The following is a 16,872-nucleotide window of genomic DNA, read 5'->3' as shown; positions in this document are numbered from 1 at the left end:
ACTCCCCATCACATCACGCCGGGCACGCCGCGCCGCGACCCGTCGGCCGGGACGATCTCCTCCTCCAGGCAGCCGACGACGGTGCCGCCGGGGAACTCCACCAGATAAACCGGCAGGCTGCCTTCCTCGGTACGGCCGACGCGGACGATCACGCCCGGCGTGCCCTTCGGCGCCAGCAGCGCGCCGTCCGGCACCTGCGGGTGGCTGCCGTCGTTGAACAGATCCTCCTGCACCGTGACCCGCAGGCCCCAGTCGTACAGCGGTTCGCGCGGCGGGATGAAACCGGGCTTGGCGGCGGCTTCGACGTCGGACATCGCGAGGCTCCTTATCGGTGGGACGGGCTGCTTACTGAGGGTCGTTGCAATGGGCGTCGATCACCTCCAGCTCGCGCGCACGCATGCCGACGACGACCCGTTTTTCATAAAAATCAACAGCATAGATGTAGTACATCTGCAGATAGGTCCCGATGGAGATGACGTAGCCGACATCGCCCTCGCGGATCAGGAAGTCGCCGACCGGCCGGCCGGGATAGGTCCCGTCGTTGCGCACGTCGCGCAGGGCCTTGACCTTGAAGCCCTGTTCCAGCACCGGCGGGCCGACCAGCTCGTTGGCGTCCTCGGCGCTGCGGGCGCGCTCGCGGCGATACGGGGCGGCAGTCTCGGTTTCGGTGTCGGTCATGGCGCTGGCGCTCCGTCGGTTCAGGGGCCGCTACAGGGGCGGAAGGTCGTTGGCGATGGTGAGCCCGGCGGCGAGACCGGCGGCGCGCTGGCGGGCGATGGCGCGCACCTCCTCCTCCGGGTCGTCGAGCAGGGGGCCGAGTTGCCCGGCGTCGATCCGCCCGGCGACGGCGAGGCGGACCATCCAGTCGCCATCCGGCAGCAGCACATGCAGCTTCGAGGTCGGCAGCCGCTGAGCCACCACCAGCCGCACCCGTGGGCTGTCGTCCCAGGCGAGGCTGGGCAGCCAATCCATGGAAAGGCGGCGGGCGACTTCCACCCGCACCTCCGGGTCCTCGTCATGCATCATCGCCGGCAGCATGCCGTCGGGGATCCGCCGCACCACCCGCAGCCGCACCGAACAATCGGGATCGCGCATCAGCGGGGCGAGGTCGGCATCCTCCAGCCGGGTAGCGACGGCGATCCGCACCTCGCGGTCGGGGTCGTCGCGCAGCTTCAGCAGCAGCCGGCGCGGCAGGCGGCGGGCCAGGACGGAGCGCACAGTCTCGTCCGGGTCGTTCATCAGCCGGGGAATCTGGAAGATCGGGGCGAAGCGCGCGGCGTTCGCCCGCACTTCGAAATAGGGATGGTCGAGATGGCCGGCGGACAGATCCGGATTCCATTCGAAGAAGCGCTGGATGCGCTTGGCGTAGCGGTCCTGCACGCAGGCCTTCAACAGCAGGCAGTGTCCGGTCAGCTTGCCGCCCGCGGGAAGGGCGGCGGTATCCGGGTCGAGCCGGCGCTCCTTGTGGGCGCAGGCGGTGCAGTCCACCGGTTCGCCGCGCCAATCCAGGGATTCGAGGATGTCGTCGCTCATGCGCCGGCCTCCTCACGCTCATGCTGGTCGGCAATGGCGATCAGGCGGGATGCGCCGAAGCGGTCGTCGGGGTCGAGGTTGCGCACCTTGCCCAACGCCTCCCGCCCGGCATCGAGCCGGCCGGTGCGCAGAAGCAGGTAGCCGATGGCGACCAGGGCGAACAGGAACAGGCGGGGCGCCGGCTCCAGCCCGCGGAAATCGGCGGTGGCCGGGGTGACGGCGCGCCAGTCGGTGTGGTTGACGCCGAGCGCAGCCATGGCGTGGCCGATCATGCGCTCGCCATAGACCAGCGCCCGGTCGAGGTTCGCCTTGTAGAAGTGGAACTTGTAATGGCCGAGATCGACGAGGCGATGACCGGGAGCAACCTCCGCCGCGCGGGCGAGATGGGCGAGCGCCGCCCCGCTGTCGGCATAGCTGGCGGCGGCCAGATGCAGGCAGCGTTCCGCCTCGGGCGGAAGATCCCCGCCGTAGTAGCGGCGGGCGAGCCAGTCCTCATCCACCTCGTCCAGCATGGCGCGGTGCTCCTGGTTCAAGCCTTCATCCGATATCCTCCCCCTCTCCTCGGGGGGAGGGAGAGGGGATACCGCGGGGCTTTCACATCACGCCGGGACGCAGCAGTCGGCCGGGCAGACGGCGGCGCATTGCGGGCTGTCGAACTGGCCCTGGCATTCGGTGCATTTGGCCGGGTCGATGACGTAGGTGCCCTTCTTCAGGCTGATGGCGATGTTCGGGCACTCGGCCTCGCAGGCGCCGCAGACGGTGCATTCGGCGGACTTGATCTTGTAGGCCATGGCTCTCTCCTTCGGTGTGGGATGGCTGTGGAAGGGGGAAGGGGAACGGGAGGTCAGGCGCGCCGCGCGGTCAGCGCTCCGGTGCGGATCACCGCATCCTGGCCGGCGCGGGACTGGACGACGCCCTGGCCGAGCCGCTCGGCATAGTCCTTGAAGTAGGCGAGCGCCGATTCCTCGATGTAGTCGAAGGCGAAGCGGTCGACCGGCTCGATCCCGGCCTCGGCCAGCGACTTGGACGGGCAGCCGCCGATCTTGGCGACGAACACCGCGGTGCAGTCGTTGATCGCCGCCAGCACGCCGTCCAGCGTGTCGACGTCGCCGGAACCGCCCTCGCAATACTGGTCGACGCGGCGGTGGCCGACGAACTTGGCGCCGTTGGGGCCGACCTCGTAGATCTGGAATTCCTTGGCGTGGCCGAAATGCTCGTTGATGCGCTCGCCGCCCTTGGTGGCGACGGCGATCAGGATCGGATCGGCTGCGGTGCCGACGCTGTCGCGCACATCGGCCTGGGCGGCGGCCTTGGACGCGTGGCGGCCGGCGCGTTCGGCCTCCACATGCTCGCGGTAGCTGCGGCGGGCCTCGTCGTCATAGTCGATGGCGCCCATCGCCTCGATCTTGTCGGCGGTGAACTCCTCGCCGCGGTCCTCGCCCAGCAGGCCGACCGCATCGGCGCGGCACTGGCGGCAGTGGCGCATCAGCTTGGCGCCGCCCTCGCAGGCGTCCTGCACCACCTTCAGTTCCTGCGCGGTGGGGCCGCGCTGGCCGTTCAGACCGAAATAGGTGCCGTGGGCGGGGTCGGAGATCAGCGGCATGATGTTGTGCAGGAAAGCGCCGCGGCTCTTCACCGCCTTGTTCACCTCCAGCAGGTGCTCGTCGTTGATCCCCGGGATCATGACGGAGTTCACCTTCACCAGGATGCCGCGCGAGGTCAGCATCTCCAGCCCCAGCATCTGCTGCTCATGCAGGATCTTGGCGGCGTCCAGTCCGGTCCAACGCTTGTGCTTGTAGAAGATCCACGGGTAGATCTGCGCGCCGACCTCCGGATCGACCATGTTGATGGTGATGGTGACGTGGTCGATGTTGTATTGCGCGATGCTGTCCACATGGTCGGGCAGGGCCAGACCGTTGGTGGACAGGCACAGCTTCAGGTCCGGCGCCTTCTTCTGCAGCATCTCGAAGGTGGCGAAGGTGTTCTTGCCGGCGGCCGCCAGGCTGTCGCCGGGGCCGGCGATGCCGATCACCGACAGCTGCGGGATTTCCTGGGCGACCGCGAGGATCTTCTTGAGCGCCTGATCGGGTGTCAGCTTTTCGGAGACCACGCCCGGCCGGCTCTCGTTCGAGCAATCGTATTTGCGGTTGCAGTAATTGCACTGGATGTTGCAGGCCGGGGCGACCGCGACATGCATGCGGGCGAAATAGTGATGCGCCTCTTCCGAATAGCAGGGGTGGTTCTTCACCTTCTCCCACACTGCCGGGTCCATGTCGGCCGGACCGTCGGATGAGCCGCAGGACGACGACGAACAGCCGGACGCCGCCTCGGGCGCTGCCGGCATCGTCAAGGGCGGGGCCAGTTCCCCCAGCCCGAAGATGCTGTCGAGCGAAACCACGTTGCCCATCATCCACTCCTTCCCTGCCGTGCCGGACGACACCGTTGGACGAGGTGGAGAAAAGCAAGTTCGGGGCCAGAGGTGGAAATGAAGTTCTTACAAAGGCTTGCGGGGAATTGTCGGCATCGCGGACGCTGTCGTCATTGCGACAATGGCGGGACGGGCAGGGGGCTTTGTCGGGGTGCCGACAAAGCGGTCAGGCCAGTTCGCCGCGGAAGGCGACGACATGGTCCTGGCCCTCGTCCAGCGCCTCCGCCCCGAAGCCGATCAGGCCGCTGCCGACCAGCTTGGTCGAATCGCGGCGCAGCACCAGCGGCGGCGACCCGCCGCTGCGGATGAAGGTGCCGTTGGTGGAATGGTCGGTCAGCAGGAAGCTCTCGCGGGTGAAGTCGATCACCGCATGCTGGCGCGAGGTCTGGCGCGAGGCGATGCGCAGACCGCTGCTGTCCTCCCGCCCGATGGTGACGCGGGGCAGCGCGCGGCTCATCGTGATGTCCTGTCCGCGGTAGGACAGATGCAGCGTCACCATGGCATCGCCGGCCTCCGTCACCATGGAGAAGCCGAGCGTGGTGCTTTCGACGGCGTCGTCGGCGTCGTCGGCGCTGCGGACCCGATGGACGCGGATCGGTGCCGCCTTGCCCTTCATCGCGACGTTGCTCAGCGGTTTGGTCCGGTCGCGCAGGTTGGGCGACAGGCCGTCCACCAATGCCTGGGTCACCAGGATTTCACCCTGGCGCGCGATCTGCTGCACCCGCGCTGCGACGTTGCAGGCGTCGCCGTACAGGTCGCCCACCCCTTCGATCACCGTGCCGTAATGGATGCCGACGCGCAGCCGCAGGCCATAGCGGTCCTGACTGTCGATCATGGCGCAGGCGGCGCGGACGCTGTCGTCGCAGGCCGGAAATGCGGCCAGCAGCCCATCGCCCAGGCTCTTGATCACGCCGCCGCTGTGCTCCTCGACCAGCTGCCGCAGGTGTGCCAGCACCCGCTGCGTCAGCGCCGCGGCGGTGGCGTTGCCGATGCGCTCGTACAACATCGTGCTGTCCGCGATGTCGACGAACATCAGGGCGAGGGGCTTCTCAAGCGAGGGCAAGACCGGAAATCCGTTCGATCGGAAAGAGGCCATCGAACCGAAGGCGCGGCAGGGTAGCACGAAACCGCGGCGGGGCGCGACGGCAGTGGTCGCGGCCCGCGAAGTGCCGGAGTGGCATCCGTCAGGCGAGCGCCCTAGAACCTCTTGATTTCGATGTTGTACTTGCGCAGCGCGTAGCTGACCTGGCGGGTTGTCATGCCCAGCAGGCGGGCGGCCTTGGCCTGCACCCAGCCGGTGCGCTCCATCGCCCACACCAGACGGTCGCGCAGGGGACCCGACTCCGGCTCGTCCAGCGGCAGGTCGGGGGTATCGGCGGGCTGTGGTGCCGGGGCGGAGGGAACCGCGGGGGCGACGGCCGCCGGCTGGGGAGCCGGCAGGGGGGCGATGGCGGTCGGCGGCAGCGGTTTGGACGCGCCGCAGACCGGCGCCGGACCGGCGGAACAGCCCGACGCGCAGGCCGGCCATTGTGTTCCATTCGCCGCCCCGTTCGCCGGTGCCGGCACCGCAGGCGGCATGCCGGCGATGGCCGGCTGCTGCGGGCGTCCCAAAGCCGGGTTGGTTGCGGTGCCGCTCATCGACGGAGCCAGCCCGCCGACCGCCGCCCCCATGGTGCGGTATTGGAACAGCACCGACGAGTTGCAGAGATTCATGCTGCAGGACAGGTCGGGCACGCGGATGGTCCCGTTGCGGCATTGGGTCGCAGCGCGTTCGATGCAGTTTTCCAACTCGCGCACGTTGCCGGGCCAGGTGCAGCGGTTCAGCACCTCCAGCGCATCATGGTCGATGTCCAGGGTAAGGCCGTTGTCGCGGGCGAATTTCGCGATGAAATGCTTGGCCAGCATGGCGATGTCGCCGCGCCGTTCGCGCAGCGGCGGCAGGTGGATCGTCACCACGTTGATGCGGAAGTAAAGATCGGCGCGGAACTTGCCGTGGCCGACCGCCTCCTCCAGGTTCAGGTTGGTGGCGCAGATCAGGCGCACGTCGGTCTTGATCGTCTTCGACCCGCCGACCCGTTCGAACTCCTGTTCCTGCAGCACGCGCAGCAGCTTGGCCTGGAAGTTGGAGGAGATGTCGCCGATCTCGTCCAGGAACAGCGTGCCGCCGGACGCCAGTTCGAACCGGCCCTTGTGGTCCTTCTGGGCGCCGGTGAAGGATCCCTTCTCGTGGCCGAACAGTTCTGACTCCAGCAGCGATTCCGGCAGGGCGGCGCAGTTGACCCGGATGAAGGGGGCGTCCTTGCGCGGCGACAGGTTGTGGATGGCCCGAGCGATCAGTTCCTTGCCGGTGCCGCTCTCGCCGCGGATCAGCACGGTGGATTTGAAGGGCGCCACCCGGTGCACCTGGGCCAGAACGTCCACCATGTTGGGGCTGGTGCAGACCACGTCGTTGACCGGAGCCACCACCGGCCGCAGTTCCTTCTGGACGCGGAAGGTCTCGCGCATCATGAAGCGCCGCTCCTCCGCCACCGTCCGGTGCAGGCGCACGGTCTGGCCGATCAGATTGGCGACCATGGTCAGGAAGCGGACGTCGGAGCCGAAATGGCCGCTGGGGCCGTCGTCGGAAATGCGGTCGATGGTCAGCACGCCGACGACGGTGCCGGCCGCCTTGATCGGAACCCCGACCAGCGACGCCACCTGTTCGTCCAGGTCGTCGCGCCCGCCGGAACGGTTGTTGAACAGCGGCTCCTCGGCGAGATTGGGGACGACGGCGGGCATGCCGGTCTTCAGGATGCGGCCGCTGATGCCTTCGCCCTGGCTGTAGTCGATCTCCTGGGCGGTCGACTCCCTCGGCAGCCCCAGTGCCGCGACCAGACGAAGCGCATTGTCCTCCCCCTGGAGGTAGACGCGACCGCGGTGCATCTGCAGTTGGTAGGACAAGGCGCGCAGCACCTCGCGCAGTGTCTGTTCCAAATCCAGCGACGATCCGAGGATCTTGCTGACCTCATAGATCGTCAGCAGCTCGAGGCTGGAAGAGGACGCGGACTGGGCAGCTCTCGGCATGATCGATCCCCTCGCTCGGCTTGCGACCCCGCCATGCGCCGGATGGAACGATCCGGACATCGCAATGCATCGGGTCCTGGCGTCAGCGCCTTGATCCGTCCCTCCGGGAAAACCGCGGCGGCCGTTGGTCCGGCCGCGCTGTTCGTGTCCTGATTTCCTGACGCCCGATTCTTGATGTCCGTTCACCGGACCGGGCTTGGCTGACACCCGTTCGTACGCTGTCGGCCGGTGGAAAGTGTCCGTGACTACTCGCCGAAAGGCAAGACTTTTTGCATAGATTCTGTTGCGCTGCACAATGGGCTTAGCCATTGGGGGCAAAGCGAATCCGTGTTAATAACCGACTGGTCAGTTATGAAGAGGGCGATGCAATGCCCGGCCGCGGTCCCCGCCCCGAATCGGAATCCCCGCCACGCTGGCGCCGCCGCAAGGACGCCCGCCCGCAGGAGATCGTCGCCGCGGCGATGGATGTCTTCGTCGAACGCGGATTTGCCGCCGCGAAGCTGGAGGAGGTGGCGGCACGCGCCGGCGTCAGCAAAGGCACGCTCTACCTCTACTTCCCCAGCAAGGACGAGCTGTTCAAGGCGGTGATCCGCTCCGCCATCCTGCCAAATCTGGAACAGGCCGAAACCCTGGCCGCCGCCGGCGGCGGGCCATGCTTTCCTGTTCTGGAGCGGCTGCTGCGCATGGTGGCGCATCTGGTCGCGACCACGCGGGCGGCCGCCATTCCACGGCTGGTGATGGCCGAGGCGGGCAATTTCCCCGATCTTGCCGCCTTCTACCACCGCGAGGTGATCCGCCGCGCCTTCGGCCTGCTGGCCTCCCTGTTGCGGCGGGGGATCGCGGGCGGAGAGTTCCGTCCGGTGACTGTCGATGCCACAGTCCGCCTGATCGTCGCCCCGCTGCTGATGAGCGCGGTCTGGCGCAGCTCCTTCGACGGGCTGGACGGCGACGCGCCGCTGGACGTACCGGCGCTGGTGGAGACGCATATCGACAACCTGCGCCGGGTGCTGCTGCGCGGTGCGGGGGAGAAATGACCATGAGCGGACTCCTGGCCGGTCTTGCGGATGGGCTGGCGGCCTTCGCGCTGGCACTCGGGCTTCCCTTCGGTGCCGGCGGGCCGCCGCCGCTCGCCCACGGCTATGTCGAAGGGGAATATCTGCGCATCGCCGCCCCCAGCGCCGGAACCCTGGAAAGCCTGTCGGTGGTCCGCGGCGCGCAGGTGGCGGCCGGGGCGCCGCTGTTCGCCACCGACCGAACCACGGCCCTCGCGGAGCGCGACCGTTTGGCCGCGGCACTGGCCCAGGCGCGGGCTCAGCGTGCCGACCTCGCCACCGGAAAGCGGCCGCAGGAGGTGGCCGTGCTGGCCGCACAGAAGGCGCGGGCGGAGGCGGCCTTGCGCTATTCCACCGCCGAACTGGCCCGCCAGCAGGAACTGGTCGCCCGCAAGGTCACATCGCCCGACAAGCTCGATCAGGCGCGCGCCGCCTACGACCGCGACCGCGGCCAACTGGCGGAAGCCGACGCGCAGATGACGGTCGCGGCACTGCCGGCCCGGCCGGAGCAACTGCGCGCCGCCGCCGAAGCGGTGTCCCAGGCCGAAGCGGCGCTGGTCCAGGCGGAGCGCCGGCTTGCCGAACTGGCGCCGACCGCTCCGGTCGCGGCGTTGGTCGAGGACACGCTCTACAACCCAGGCGAATGGGTTCCGGCCGGTTCGCCGGTGGTATCGCTGCTGCCGCCCGAGCGGGTGAAGCTGGTGCTGTTCATCCCGGAGCCCGCCATGGCGGCGGTGGCGCCGGGAACGGCGTTGTCGGTGGGCTGCGACGGCTGCCCGCCCGGCCTGTCGGCGCGGGTCACGCGCATCGCCTCGCAGGCGGAATACACCCCGCCGGTGATCTACAGCGTCGGCAGCCGCGAAAAGCTGGTCTTTCGGGTGGAGGCGGTGCCGGATCGCCCACTGAACCCCGGACTGCCGGTGGATGTCTGGCCCGCGGGTGTCGGGCCGATGGCGAGGCCGCAATGACGTCGGAAACCCCTCCCGCCATCGACGTGCGCGGGCTGGTGAAGCGGTTCGGCACCAAGACCGTGGTCGACGATGTGTCGATTCGGGTGGAGACCGGTGAGATCTATGGGTTTCTCGGCCCGAACGGGTCTGGCAAGACCACGACGATCCGCCTGCTGTGCGGGCTGCTGACCGCCGATGCGGGGGAGGGGACCTGCCTCGGGCTCGACATCCGGCGGCAGAGTGCGGAGATCAAGCGGCAGGTCGGCTACATGACCCAGAAGTTCAGCTTCTGGGAGGATCTGAGCATCGCCGAGAATCTTGACTTCGTCGCCCGCATGTACGGCCTGCCCGACCGGCGGCGGCGGGTGGCCGGGGCCCTGGACCGGCTGGGGCTGTCCAACCGCCGCACGCAGTTGGCAGGCGAATTGTCGGGGGGCTGGAAACAGCGCCTCGCACTGGCTGCCTGCATCCTGCACGAGCCTAGGCTTCTGCTTCTCGACGAGCCGACCGCTGGCGTCGATCCCAAGGCGCGGCGGGAGTTCTGGGACGAAATCCACCGGCTGGCCGGGGAAGGACTGACCGTGCTGGTCAGCACCCATTACATGGACGAGGCGGAACGCTGCCACCGCATTGCCTACATCGCCTATGGCACGTTGATGGCCCATGGCACGGTGGAGCAGGTCATCGCCGATTCGGGCCTGCACACCCGTCTGGTGGCGGGCGAAGGCCTGCACCGGATCGCCGCGACGCTGGAAGGCCAGCCGGGGGTGGAGATGGTGGCCGTCTTCGGCAGTCGCCTGCATGTCAGCGGCACCGATGCCGCCGCCCTCGACCTGGCACTCGCCCCCTGGGTCGGACGGCCGGAGCTGCGGATCACCGGGACGGACCCGACGCTGGAAGACGTCTTCATCCACCTGATGAACCGCAGCACCGACAATTTCCGCTGAGAAGTTTACTCGGTCTGGGCCGAGGTGACGCCGGTGTTCTTGTTCCACTTCAGCGTCAGCTTGGAGATCTGGCACAGGTTCAGCCCGTCCCAAACCGCCGATTCGCCATCGTCATAGACGACCTTCATGTCCCACTTGCAGGTCTTCTCGGCCTTGGCAAAGGAAACCTCAAAGTACTCGCCGTCGTTCAGCACGTCACGGCCAAGGATATCCTCGTCCCAGCTGTTGTTGTTATTCTCCGAAACGTAGATGTGCTTCAGCGGGTAGCCGGTCTTGTTGACGATCGTAAAGTCCTGCTGGCCAGCGAGCGCCGCACCATGCATCAGGAACAGCGAGGACGCAACCAACAGAGCCTTGGCGGCGATGTTCTTCAAGATAATCTCCGTGGAGGAAACAAGTTTATAGCTAATTGTGTGCATTGCAATCGACAGCCGTCAACAGCCGAGTTAACCCAAAAGTTATGTAAGGGGCTGAACGAAATCTTCTTTTGCAAACTGGAAACAAAACGCGGCAGATCCTTGATCGCATCCTGACGGCAGCGGCCGGCAACCGCTCATTGCTGCAGAGGAGGGCTTTTGAACGTCCGGCGCATCGTCGGACTGCTGGTGGCGCGGTGCCTTTTGCCGGTTGCAAGAGGCCAATGGTCGCAAGCGTTTGGCGCGTCGGGAACTTTGTCGCGGCGCACACGATATGGTACATGATGAAAACCGGCATCGGACGCCGGGCAAGATCATGACCAAGTTCTGGACCGCTGCCGGTCCCGCCGGGGCGGTCCCAATCCAGGGGAAGGAACAACGCATGTCGGGATTCAAGGACGCGCCGCCGGATGACCGTTCGGAGATGACTCCGGAGCAGGAAAGCGCCATCCGCATCGTCGCCAACAACCTGCACCGTCTGAACGACGCCGTCGTCAAGGCGGTCGAGGCCGGCGTGACGGTGGAGCTGATGCGCACCGCCCGTTATCACAACGAAGCCGGCAACTGGGGCGACCAGCTCACCCCGGTGATCCGTCCCGGCAAGTGAGCGCATCCGGCCCATCCGGCCGGATCGCGTGCGAAAAGGCCCCATCCGTCCAGCGGGTGGCGGCCTTTTTTCGTATGCCGATAAAATTTCACCGATGACGGAAGAAAGGGTGGCCGGCAGCGGTGGCGGGCACAAGTTTGCTGGGCATTCCGCCATCGATGCGAGGCCCAGCCATGCCGTCACGCGACCCCGACCGGCGCGCAGCCGCAAGCCGTGAACCCACCAGCCCCCCCAACGCCGCGGATGACGCCACCCCGACGCCCGGCGACGTGAACGCGATGTGGAAGCTGCACCGCCTGGAACAGCCGACCTTCGACGACTTCACCCGCGGCCTGTGCCTGGGCCTCGTCTGGTGCATGGCGATGTGGACGCCGATGTTCGTCAGCGCCCTGACCTGATCCAGGCGGCCGCAGCATCGCAGAATCGGCCCTACGCGCCGGACAGCGCCCTGATGCGCGCGACCAGCTGGTCGGGTGTGAAGGGCTTGGCAAGCACCGAGGCGGTATCCGCCCCCATGGTCGCCAGCGACTCCGGGCTGTAGCCGGATGCCAGCAGGACGCGCAACTGCGGCCAGCGTTCGCGGATGTGCCGTGCCAGGTCGATGCCCGACACGCCGCGCGGCATGACCACGTCCGACACGACCAGGTCGAAGTCGCGGTCGGTTTCCAGCAGTTCCAGGGCCGCCACGCCGTCTTCGGCGGTCTCCTGGGTCTCCCTCCGCTCGCGCCACCCGATGCCGGCGAACAGCACAAGCGGCAAGGCCGCCGACACCGCCAGCAGCAGGCGAAGCAGCCGCAGGGAACCCCTGCGATCGGTCCGGCTATCGGGGCTGCGAAAGGGCATTGCCATCCAACGCTGGAAATGGGCGGGACGGCCACGGGGGCGCCGCCCCCGTCACCTTGGACGATGCACCGGAGCCGGGGCAACTCCGACTTCCGGTGGGGCCGGCCTTACGATTCGCAGGTGCAGGCGCGCGGAAACCGCCCTTCCGTCCAGCGTCGGCGGCGGACATCGTCCTCCTCCTGGCCCGGACGCGGCATGTTGCAGGCGGCGCCCAGCCGGTCGCGCAGATGGTCGAGATGGGCGTTGGTCAGGATGGCGATGCCGGCGAAGAAGGGTTCCCGGCAACGGGTGGCGATCCGGCTGCAGAAACTGGGCACCCAGCGCAACGGATGGCGGTCGAGGAACCGGACCGAATCGGCGGCCCTGCCGCGGTCGAGCAGGGTGGCCAGCAATGCCAGTTCCACCGCGACATGGTCGTCGGGCAGCCGGTCGAACGGCGGGCGTCGCAGGTCCGTCTCCAACCCGATCCGCCAGCGTTGGAGCGAGGCTGCGGCCTCGGCCCTGACCCGTTCGTCCAACCACGCTCCCTCCGTCGGGCAGGCGCGCAACTCGCCACTGTGGTGAATGGCGGTAAAATCGGCTGCCAGCGCGGCGAGACAACGGCGGGTGATCCGCTCGGGCAGGTCGCTCACCACCTCGTCCACCAAGGCGGCGGCTTGCAGGGCGTCGTCACGGTCAAGCGCCAGCGGACCGCAGCCGGCCGGACTCTGGCGCAACCCGGTCAACAGGGCCGGCGTCGGCTCCTCCGCATGGAAACGAGCAAGGCGGCGCAGGGCCTCGGCCGAGTCGCGAAATCCAATGTCATCCGGGGGAGTGGCAGGGGATTTGGCCGCTCCAGGACGCTCGGCCGTTCCGAGAACCATGCTCTCCACGCTGTTCCTCCCGGCTGTCGGGCCTGACCGGGCATGTGCCGGAACCGGGCCGCATGGGAACGTTGCACGAACTGGCTTCGTGTCCTGTCGAGGTCTTGGTTTGATGGTCGCCGGCTGGCGATCCGAACGTTTGCGCGATCTGGTTTACCATCTCTACTACCAGGGGGACGACCCATGGTCAACGCGGCCAATGGGCTTGGACATGGGCTTGGACATGGGCTTGGACATGGGCCTGGTCCGCCGGTTGCCTTGCGGCGCGGTGTCCGGCCATATCGCTGTATCGAATCCTCCCCTCACCGTGCAGGAGCCCGTCCGCCATGCCGCTTCCCCCCATCGAACAGGCCGATGCCGCACCGGAGGTGCGCGCCGTCTACGACGACATCAAGGCGACGCGCAACGTCCCGGACGTGAACAATTTCTGGAAGATGATCGCCCACCACCCGCCGACGCTGGCACGGACCTGGGACAGCCTGAAGGAGGTGATGGCTCCCGGCGCGCTGGATCCGCTGGTGAAGGAAATGATCTTCGTCGCCGTCAGCGTGACCAACAACTGCCAATACTGCATCCGCTCGCACGAGGCGGCGGCGCGCCGGCTGGGCATGACCGACGCGCAGTTCGGCGAACTGATGGCGGTGGTGGGAATGGCCAACGAGACCAACCGCCTCGCCGTCGGTTATCAGGTGGAACTGGACGAGCGGCTGAAGTGAAGCGGCGTCAGGCGGCCCGCTTCTGCGGCCGGGCCGCCACCTCGTCCGGTCGCTGCCCAACCTGCCGTTCGATGAACTGTCTCGAGCGTTGCTCCAGACGACGTTGAGGCAGGCCGTTGATCAGGTCGCTGCGGACAGCGAAGTGGGCGATGCTGCGCCCATCCCCCAGTTCTTCGCTGGCGATGCGCTCCACCCGCACCTCCACATCCCAGCCGATCCTGGCCCAGGCCTCGCGGATGCGGCGGGCCAATTCGCGGGCGCCACGCTCGCTGAAGCCGTCGAGCCGCCCACCGGACGGGCCGGGATGGAAGCGGGGATAGAGCTGGGGCATGACCGTTTCTCCTTGGCTGGGGCGGTGCACCGGGCATGTCCGGCGATCCGCGCAGCGAAGGAATAATCCGATATGGATTATAAGAGCCACTGAATACCGATACCGGATCGGTATGGGCTCAGGGCTCCTGCAGCCCGACCACAGTGTGCAGGGTGTCGAGCTCCTCCAGCGGAACGGCGAACTCGCGGTCCGCCGGCTGATATTCACGCAGCACGACCGCCTCGGGGCCGCGGCGCACGAACTCCTTCACCAGCACTGCCTTGTTGCGTTTGACCACCACCACCCCGGCTCCGGCTGCCGGCGGCTTGTGCGGGTTGACGTGCAGCAGCTGCGCCGGCCGAAAGCGCGGCATCATGGATTCGCCGACGACATACATGGCGTAGGGATCGCGGGCATTCTTCAGATAGTCGGGACGCGCGATCCAGTCGATCGGACCATCCTCCAGGAACATCTCCTGGTCCACCCCGCCGCGCGCCGCCGCCCGCACCGGCATGGATGCCGCTGCCTGGCCCTGCTGCCCCCCCGGCGGTGTGCGTAGCAGCGGCGTCATCGGCGGCCGTGCCGGGCGGGGCGCCGCGGGGGCGGCCGGCAGGTCGAGGCCGAGCAGCACCGCCGGTTCCACGCCCAAAGGCCGGGCGAGCTTGACCGCCCAATCGACGGTCATCTTGCGCTGGCCGGTTTCCAGCTTGTTGATCTGGGGCTGGGAGGTGCCGGCCAGTTCGGCCAGCTTCTCCTGGCTCAGCCCGGCGGCCTGCCGCAGTTCGCGCATGGTGGTCATGGGCTCGTTCATACCAAAACGGCTTTGGAAAGTCCAACGTCGCGGAATAAATCCAGTTGCGCGCAGAAACCCGCTTGGTCTAAACCATTGCGGTATGACGCTCGATGACTGGCTCACCCGGACCGCAACCAAGGAAGAGGCCTTCGCCGCCCTGATCGGGACGAGCCAGGCCACGGTCAACCGCTACCGTCATGGCCGCCGGGTTCCCCGTCCGGCGGTGATGGCACGCATCGCCGCCGCAACTTGCGGGCAGGTGACGGCGAACGACTTCCATGGGCTGGCTGCGGAGGGGTAGGGCAGAAACCAGCGCAACAAAAAAGGCCCTTTCCCATCGGGAAAGGGCCTGTTCCGTGAAACTGCCGCTCTTTACGAGAACAGGCTCGACACCGACCGCTCTTCGCTGATGCGCATGATCGCTTCGGCGAGCAGGGGGGCGATGGTCAGCTGGCGGATGTTGCGCGACACGCGGACCGCCTCGGTCGCCTGGATGCTGTCGGTGGTGACCAGCTGTTCCAGTGGCGACACGGCGACGCGGGCGACCGCGCCGCCGGACAGGACGCCGTGGGTGCAGAAGGCATGGACGGACTTTGCGCCGGCTTCCATCAGCGCCACGGCGGCGTTGCACAGCGTGCCGCCCGAGTCGACGATGTCGTCGATGAGGATGCAGCGGCGGCCATTGGCGTCGCCGATGATGTTCATCACCTCCGACACGCCGGCGCGTTCACGCCGCTTGTCGATGATTGCCAGATCGGCATCCAGGCGCTTGGCGAGGGCGCGGGCGCGGACCACGCCACCGACGTCCGGCGACACGATGGTGATCTCGTCGATGCTCTCGAAGGACTGGCGGATGTCCTTCTCGAAGACCGGGGCGGCCATCAGGTTGTCGGTGGGGATGTCGAAGAAGCCCTGGATCTGGCCGGCGTGCAGGTCCATCGTCAGCACGCGGTTGGCGCCGGCCTGGGTGATCAGGTTGGCGACCAGCTTGGCCGAGATCGGCGTGCGCGGGCCGGTCTTGCGATCCTGCCGGGCATAGCCGTAATAGGGAATGACCGCCGTGATGCGCCGGGCCGACCCGCGCCGAAGCGCGTCGATCGTCACCAGCAGTTCCATCAGGTTGTCGTTGGCCGGGAACGAGGTCGACTGGACGACGAACACGTCCTCGCCGCGCACGTTCTCCAGGATCTCGACGAAAACCTCCATGTCGGAGAAACGGCGCACGCTCGCTTTCGTCAGCGGCACGCCGAGACAGGTGGAGATCGCCTCGGCCAGCGGACGGTTGCTGTTGCCGGCAAGCACCTTCATCGGGGTCGGCTCTCTTTGCAGGGATACGGCTCAAGGCACGTTCGCCGCTTGCGCGCCGGCGCCCCTTGAAAACGGGGCGGACCATAACAAAGGGTCGTGCCCATGTAAACGTTCGATGACGGTGGGGTCTTTCCCCATTGGGGAATGCCGCCCTGCGCGGGCGGCATGACCGCGGCGCGACGATCACCCGGTCGGGCCGGTTCAGTTCTGAAGGACGATGGCCGAAAGGCCGCGCCCGTAATCCGGCTCACCCCGAAGGCAGGAGCGGCGGTAGCTGAAAAAGCGGTCCTCCTCCGCCACCGTATCGTTGGGGCAGCGCTGGATCACCGTGACGCCGGAGTCGCCCAGCCGCCGGGTGACGTAGGCGGCCAGATCGAACAGGAAATGGCCGGGCTTCCGGGCGGGAGCGAAATAGTCGCGGTTGCGCGGGTCTTCCTCCTCGAACGGGGCGGGGAATTCCGGTCCCACCTCGTAGGAGCGTTGGGCGATGCAGGGACCGATGCAGGCGACGATGCGGTTGGGCTTGGCGCCCAGTTCCACCATTCGGGCGACGGTGGCCTCGATGACGCCGCCCTTGGCGCCTTTCCAGCCGGAATGGGCCGCGCCGATCACGCGGGCCTTGCTGTCGGCGAACAGCACGGGGGCACAGTCGGCTGTGAGGATGCCCAGTGCGATGCCCGGCCGGCGGGTGGCCATGGCGTCGGCCTTGGGCGCCATCTCCGGCGACCACGGTTCCTCCACCACGACGCAGGTCGGGCTGTGGACCTGATGGCAGGTGACGAGGTTCTCGGGCGCCACCTCCATGCGTGCCGCGGCGCGGGCGCGGTTCTCTTGCACCGCCGCCGGTTCGTCTTTCGATCCCCGCCCGCAATTCAGCGAAGCGTACAGTCCGGTGGACACTCCGCCGGTGCGGGTGAAAAAGGCGTGGCGGATATGGGTGATATCGTTCAGCGCGCCGAGTGTGATCACGAACGCCGTCCTTCCCTGTTCTATGGCTCCCGCATGCCCGACAGGGCAGGGGCGCGCGATGCACGGTCCGCCCG

Annotated in this window: 22 protein-coding genes; 7 read left to right on the top strand and 15 right to left on the bottom strand. The window is 67.5% G+C overall.

The features are described 5' to 3' along the window. Positions 1 to 8: 8 nt before the first annotated feature. The 8 genes from A6A40_RS09115 to nifA all read right to left on the bottom strand — a co-directional run bounded on the left by A6A40_RS09115 (position 9) and on the right by nifA (position 7,024). Positions 9 to 314 (bottom strand): nitrogen fixation protein NifZ, encoded by a 306-nt coding sequence (locus tag A6A40_RS09115; RefSeq protein WP_063635114.1) that lies wholly within the window; start codon positions 312 to 314, stop codon positions 9 to 11. A gap of 31 nt (positions 315 to 345) precedes the next feature. Beyond that, positions 346 to 678: a nitrogen fixation protein NifZ gene (locus A6A40_RS09110; protein ID WP_063635113.1), complete on the bottom strand. Its 333-nt coding sequence runs from the start codon at positions 676 to 678 to the stop codon at positions 346 to 348. Between the two features lie 30 nt (positions 679 to 708). After that, the gene (locus A6A40_RS09105; RefSeq protein WP_063635112.1) at positions 709 to 1,533 is read right to left on the bottom strand and encodes a 4Fe4S-binding leucine-rich repeat protein; all 825 of its coding nucleotides are present in this window, start codon (positions 1,531 to 1,533) and stop codon (positions 709 to 711) included. After that, positions 1,530 to 2,066 (bottom strand): hypothetical protein, encoded by a 537-nt coding sequence (locus A6A40_RS09100; protein WP_236783621.1) that lies wholly within the window; start codon positions 2,064 to 2,066, stop codon positions 1,530 to 1,532. Before A6A40_RS09100 ends, A6A40_RS09105 begins: the two co-directional genes overlap by 4 nt. A gap of 66 nt (positions 2,067 to 2,132) precedes the next feature. Continuing rightward, entirely contained in the window at positions 2,133 to 2,324 is a 192-nt protein-coding gene (locus tag A6A40_RS09095; protein WP_014248512.1) for a 4Fe-4S dicluster domain-containing protein, read from the bottom strand. A 53-nt stretch (positions 2,325 to 2,377) separates the two neighbouring features. Further along, the gene (nifB, locus tag A6A40_RS09090) at positions 2,378 to 3,943 is read right to left on the bottom strand and encodes a nitrogenase cofactor biosynthesis protein NifB (RefSeq protein WP_199275872.1); all 1,566 of its coding nucleotides are present in this window, start codon (positions 3,941 to 3,943) and stop codon (positions 2,378 to 2,380) included. A gap of 184 nt (positions 3,944 to 4,127) precedes the next feature. Beyond that, positions 4,128 to 5,024, bottom strand: a complete 897-nt coding sequence (locus tag A6A40_RS09085) for an adenylate/guanylate cyclase domain-containing protein (protein ID WP_236783620.1) — start codon at positions 5,022 to 5,024, stop codon at positions 4,128 to 4,130. A 134-nt stretch (positions 5,025 to 5,158) separates the two neighbouring features. Further along, positions 5,159 to 7,024, bottom strand: a complete 1,866-nt coding sequence (nifA, locus tag A6A40_RS09080) for a nif-specific transcriptional activator NifA (protein WP_063635111.1) — start codon at positions 7,022 to 7,024, stop codon at positions 5,159 to 5,161. 368 nt (positions 7,025 to 7,392) lie between these two features. Here nifA and A6A40_RS09075 point away from each other — a divergent pair, with 368 nt between their 5' ends. The 3 genes from A6A40_RS09075 to A6A40_RS09065 are packed head-to-tail and all read left to right on the top strand — an operon-like array spanning position 7,393 to position 9,973. Further along, positions 7,393 to 8,058, top strand: coding sequence for a TetR/AcrR family transcriptional regulator (locus A6A40_RS09075; RefSeq protein ID WP_063635110.1), 666 nt, complete (start codon positions 7,393 to 7,395; stop codon positions 8,056 to 8,058). A gap of 2 nt (positions 8,059 to 8,060) precedes the next feature. Continuing rightward, positions 8,061 to 9,044 carry an HlyD family secretion protein gene (locus A6A40_RS09070; RefSeq protein ID WP_063635109.1) on the top strand — a complete coding sequence of 328 codons (984 nt, stop codon included), beginning with the start codon at positions 8,061 to 8,063 and terminating at the stop codon, positions 9,042 to 9,044. Next, positions 9,041 to 9,973, top strand: coding sequence for an ABC transporter ATP-binding protein (locus A6A40_RS09065; protein WP_063635108.1), 933 nt, complete (start codon positions 9,041 to 9,043; stop codon positions 9,971 to 9,973). The genes A6A40_RS09070 and A6A40_RS09065 overlap by 4 nt, the downstream gene beginning before the upstream one ends. Before the next feature lie 5 nt (positions 9,974 to 9,978). Here the strand turns inward: A6A40_RS09065 and A6A40_RS09060 are convergent, their stop codons facing one another. Then, a complete protein-coding gene (locus tag A6A40_RS09060) occupies positions 9,979 to 10,347 on the bottom strand; it encodes a hypothetical protein (RefSeq protein WP_236783619.1) in 369 nt (122 codons plus the stop codon). Positions 10,348 to 10,771: 424 nt separating this feature from the next. Between A6A40_RS09060 and A6A40_RS09055 the strand changes: the two genes are divergently transcribed. Together A6A40_RS09055 and A6A40_RS30375 are read left to right on the top strand one after the other, a co-directional pair. Further along, entirely contained in the window at positions 10,772 to 10,996 is a 225-nt protein-coding gene (locus A6A40_RS09055) for an SMc00767 family acetate metabolism repressor (protein WP_014248504.1), read from the top strand. A gap of 173 nt (positions 10,997 to 11,169) precedes the next feature. Continuing rightward, positions 11,170 to 11,394, top strand: coding sequence for a hypothetical protein (locus tag A6A40_RS30375; protein WP_014248503.1), 225 nt, complete (start codon positions 11,170 to 11,172; stop codon positions 11,392 to 11,394). Positions 11,395 to 11,425: 31 nt separating this feature from the next. Here A6A40_RS30375 and A6A40_RS09050 read toward each other — a convergent pair whose 3' ends face one another. Then, complete coding sequence (locus A6A40_RS09050; RefSeq protein WP_063635107.1) at positions 11,426 to 11,839, bottom strand: response regulator; 414 nt, start codon at positions 11,837 to 11,839, stop codon at positions 11,426 to 11,428. 107 nt (positions 11,840 to 11,946) lie between these two features. Beyond that, positions 11,947 to 12,702: a TorD/DmsD family molecular chaperone gene (locus A6A40_RS09045; protein WP_236783618.1), complete on the bottom strand. Its 756-nt coding sequence runs from the start codon at positions 12,700 to 12,702 to the stop codon at positions 11,947 to 11,949. Between the two features lie 326 nt (positions 12,703 to 13,028). Between A6A40_RS09045 and A6A40_RS09040 the strand changes: the two genes are divergently transcribed. Continuing rightward, entirely contained in the window at positions 13,029 to 13,418 is a 390-nt protein-coding gene (locus A6A40_RS09040) for a carboxymuconolactone decarboxylase family protein (protein ID WP_063635105.1), read from the top strand. Between the two features lie 7 nt (positions 13,419 to 13,425). Here A6A40_RS09040 and A6A40_RS09035 read toward each other — a convergent pair whose 3' ends face one another. Both A6A40_RS09035 and A6A40_RS09030 read right to left on the bottom strand, forming a co-directional pair. Next, complete coding sequence (locus A6A40_RS09035; RefSeq protein ID WP_063635104.1) at positions 13,426 to 13,749, bottom strand: hypothetical protein; 324 nt, start codon at positions 13,747 to 13,749, stop codon at positions 13,426 to 13,428. A 118-nt stretch (positions 13,750 to 13,867) separates the two neighbouring features. Beyond that, positions 13,868 to 14,527 (bottom strand): XRE family transcriptional regulator, encoded by a 660-nt coding sequence (locus A6A40_RS09030; protein WP_082860866.1) that lies wholly within the window; start codon positions 14,525 to 14,527, stop codon positions 13,868 to 13,870. Positions 14,528 to 14,621: 94 nt separating this feature from the next. Between A6A40_RS09030 and A6A40_RS09025 the strand changes: the two genes are divergently transcribed. Further along, complete coding sequence (locus A6A40_RS09025; RefSeq protein WP_063635102.1) at positions 14,622 to 14,822, top strand: helix-turn-helix domain-containing protein; 201 nt, start codon at positions 14,622 to 14,624, stop codon at positions 14,820 to 14,822. Between the two features lie 71 nt (positions 14,823 to 14,893). Here A6A40_RS09025 and A6A40_RS09020 read toward each other — a convergent pair whose 3' ends face one another. Both A6A40_RS09020 and pgeF read right to left on the bottom strand, forming a co-directional pair. Next, the gene (locus A6A40_RS09020; RefSeq protein WP_063635101.1) at positions 14,894 to 15,829 is read right to left on the bottom strand and encodes a ribose-phosphate pyrophosphokinase; all 936 of its coding nucleotides are present in this window, start codon (positions 15,827 to 15,829) and stop codon (positions 14,894 to 14,896) included. A 201-nt stretch (positions 15,830 to 16,030) separates the two neighbouring features. Continuing rightward, positions 16,031 to 16,798: a peptidoglycan editing factor PgeF gene (gene pgeF / locus A6A40_RS09015; protein ID WP_063635100.1), complete on the bottom strand. Its 768-nt coding sequence runs from the start codon at positions 16,796 to 16,798 to the stop codon at positions 16,031 to 16,033. Positions 16,799 to 16,872 lie beyond the last annotated feature (74 nt).

It is taken from the genome of Azospirillum humicireducens (assembly GCF_001639105.2).
Classification (GTDB): Bacteria; Pseudomonadota; Alphaproteobacteria; order Azospirillales; family Azospirillaceae; genus Azospirillum; species Azospirillum humicireducens.
The sequence above is the reverse complement of the archived record's forward strand: the minus strand, read 5'-3'. Positions and strand labels throughout refer to the sequence as shown.

Coding starts and splice junctions, on each gene's coding strand:
- A6A40_RS09115 (WP_063635114.1), bottom strand. CDS start 314: ATGTCCGACGTCGAAGCCGCCGCCAAGCCCGGTTTCATCCCGCCGCGC.
- A6A40_RS09110 (WP_063635113.1), bottom strand. CDS start 678: ATGACCGACACCGAAACCGAGACTGCCGCCCCGTATCGCCGCGAGCGC.
- A6A40_RS09105 (WP_063635112.1), bottom strand. CDS start 1,533: ATGAGCGACGACATCCTCGAATCCCTGGATTGGCGCGGCGAACCGGTG.
- A6A40_RS09095 (WP_014248512.1), bottom strand. CDS start 2,324: ATGGCCTACAAGATCAAGTCCGCCGAATGCACCGTCTGCGGCGCCTGC.
- nifB (WP_199275872.1), bottom strand. CDS start 3,943: ATGATGGGCAACGTGGTTTCGCTCGACAGCATCTTCGGGCTGGGGGAA.
- nifA (WP_063635111.1), bottom strand. CDS start 7,024: ATGCCGAGAGCTGCCCAGTCCGCGTCCTCTTCCAGCCTCGAGCTGCTG.
- A6A40_RS09075 (WP_063635110.1), top strand. CDS start 7,393: ATGCCCGGCCGCGGTCCCCGCCCCGAATCGGAATCCCCGCCACGCTGG.
- A6A40_RS09070 (WP_063635109.1), top strand. CDS start 8,061: ATGAGCGGACTCCTGGCCGGTCTTGCGGATGGGCTGGCGGCCTTCGCG.
- A6A40_RS09065 (WP_063635108.1), top strand. CDS start 9,041: ATGACGTCGGAAACCCCTCCCGCCATCGACGTGCGCGGGCTGGTGAAG.
- A6A40_RS09055 (WP_014248504.1), top strand. CDS start 10,772: ATGTCGGGATTCAAGGACGCGCCGCCGGATGACCGTTCGGAGATGACT.
- A6A40_RS30375 (WP_014248503.1), top strand. CDS start 11,170: ATGCCGTCACGCGACCCCGACCGGCGCGCAGCCGCAAGCCGTGAACCC.
- A6A40_RS09050 (WP_063635107.1), bottom strand. CDS start 11,839: ATGCCCTTTCGCAGCCCCGATAGCCGGACCGATCGCAGGGGTTCCCTG.
- A6A40_RS09045 (WP_236783618.1), bottom strand. CDS start 12,702: ATGGTTCTCGGAACGGCCGAGCGTCCTGGAGCGGCCAAATCCCCTGCC.
- A6A40_RS09040 (WP_063635105.1), top strand. CDS start 13,029: ATGCCGCTTCCCCCCATCGAACAGGCCGATGCCGCACCGGAGGTGCGC.
- A6A40_RS09035 (WP_063635104.1), bottom strand. CDS start 13,749: ATGCCCCAGCTCTATCCCCGCTTCCATCCCGGCCCGTCCGGTGGGCGG.
- A6A40_RS09030 (WP_082860866.1), bottom strand. CDS start 14,527: ATGACCACCATGCGCGAACTGCGGCAGGCCGCCGGGCTGAGCCAGGAG.
- A6A40_RS09025 (WP_063635102.1), top strand. CDS start 14,622: ATGACGCTCGATGACTGGCTCACCCGGACCGCAACCAAGGAAGAGGCC.
- A6A40_RS09020 (WP_063635101.1), bottom strand. CDS start 15,829: ATGAAGGTGCTTGCCGGCAACAGCAACCGTCCGCTGGCCGAGGCGATC.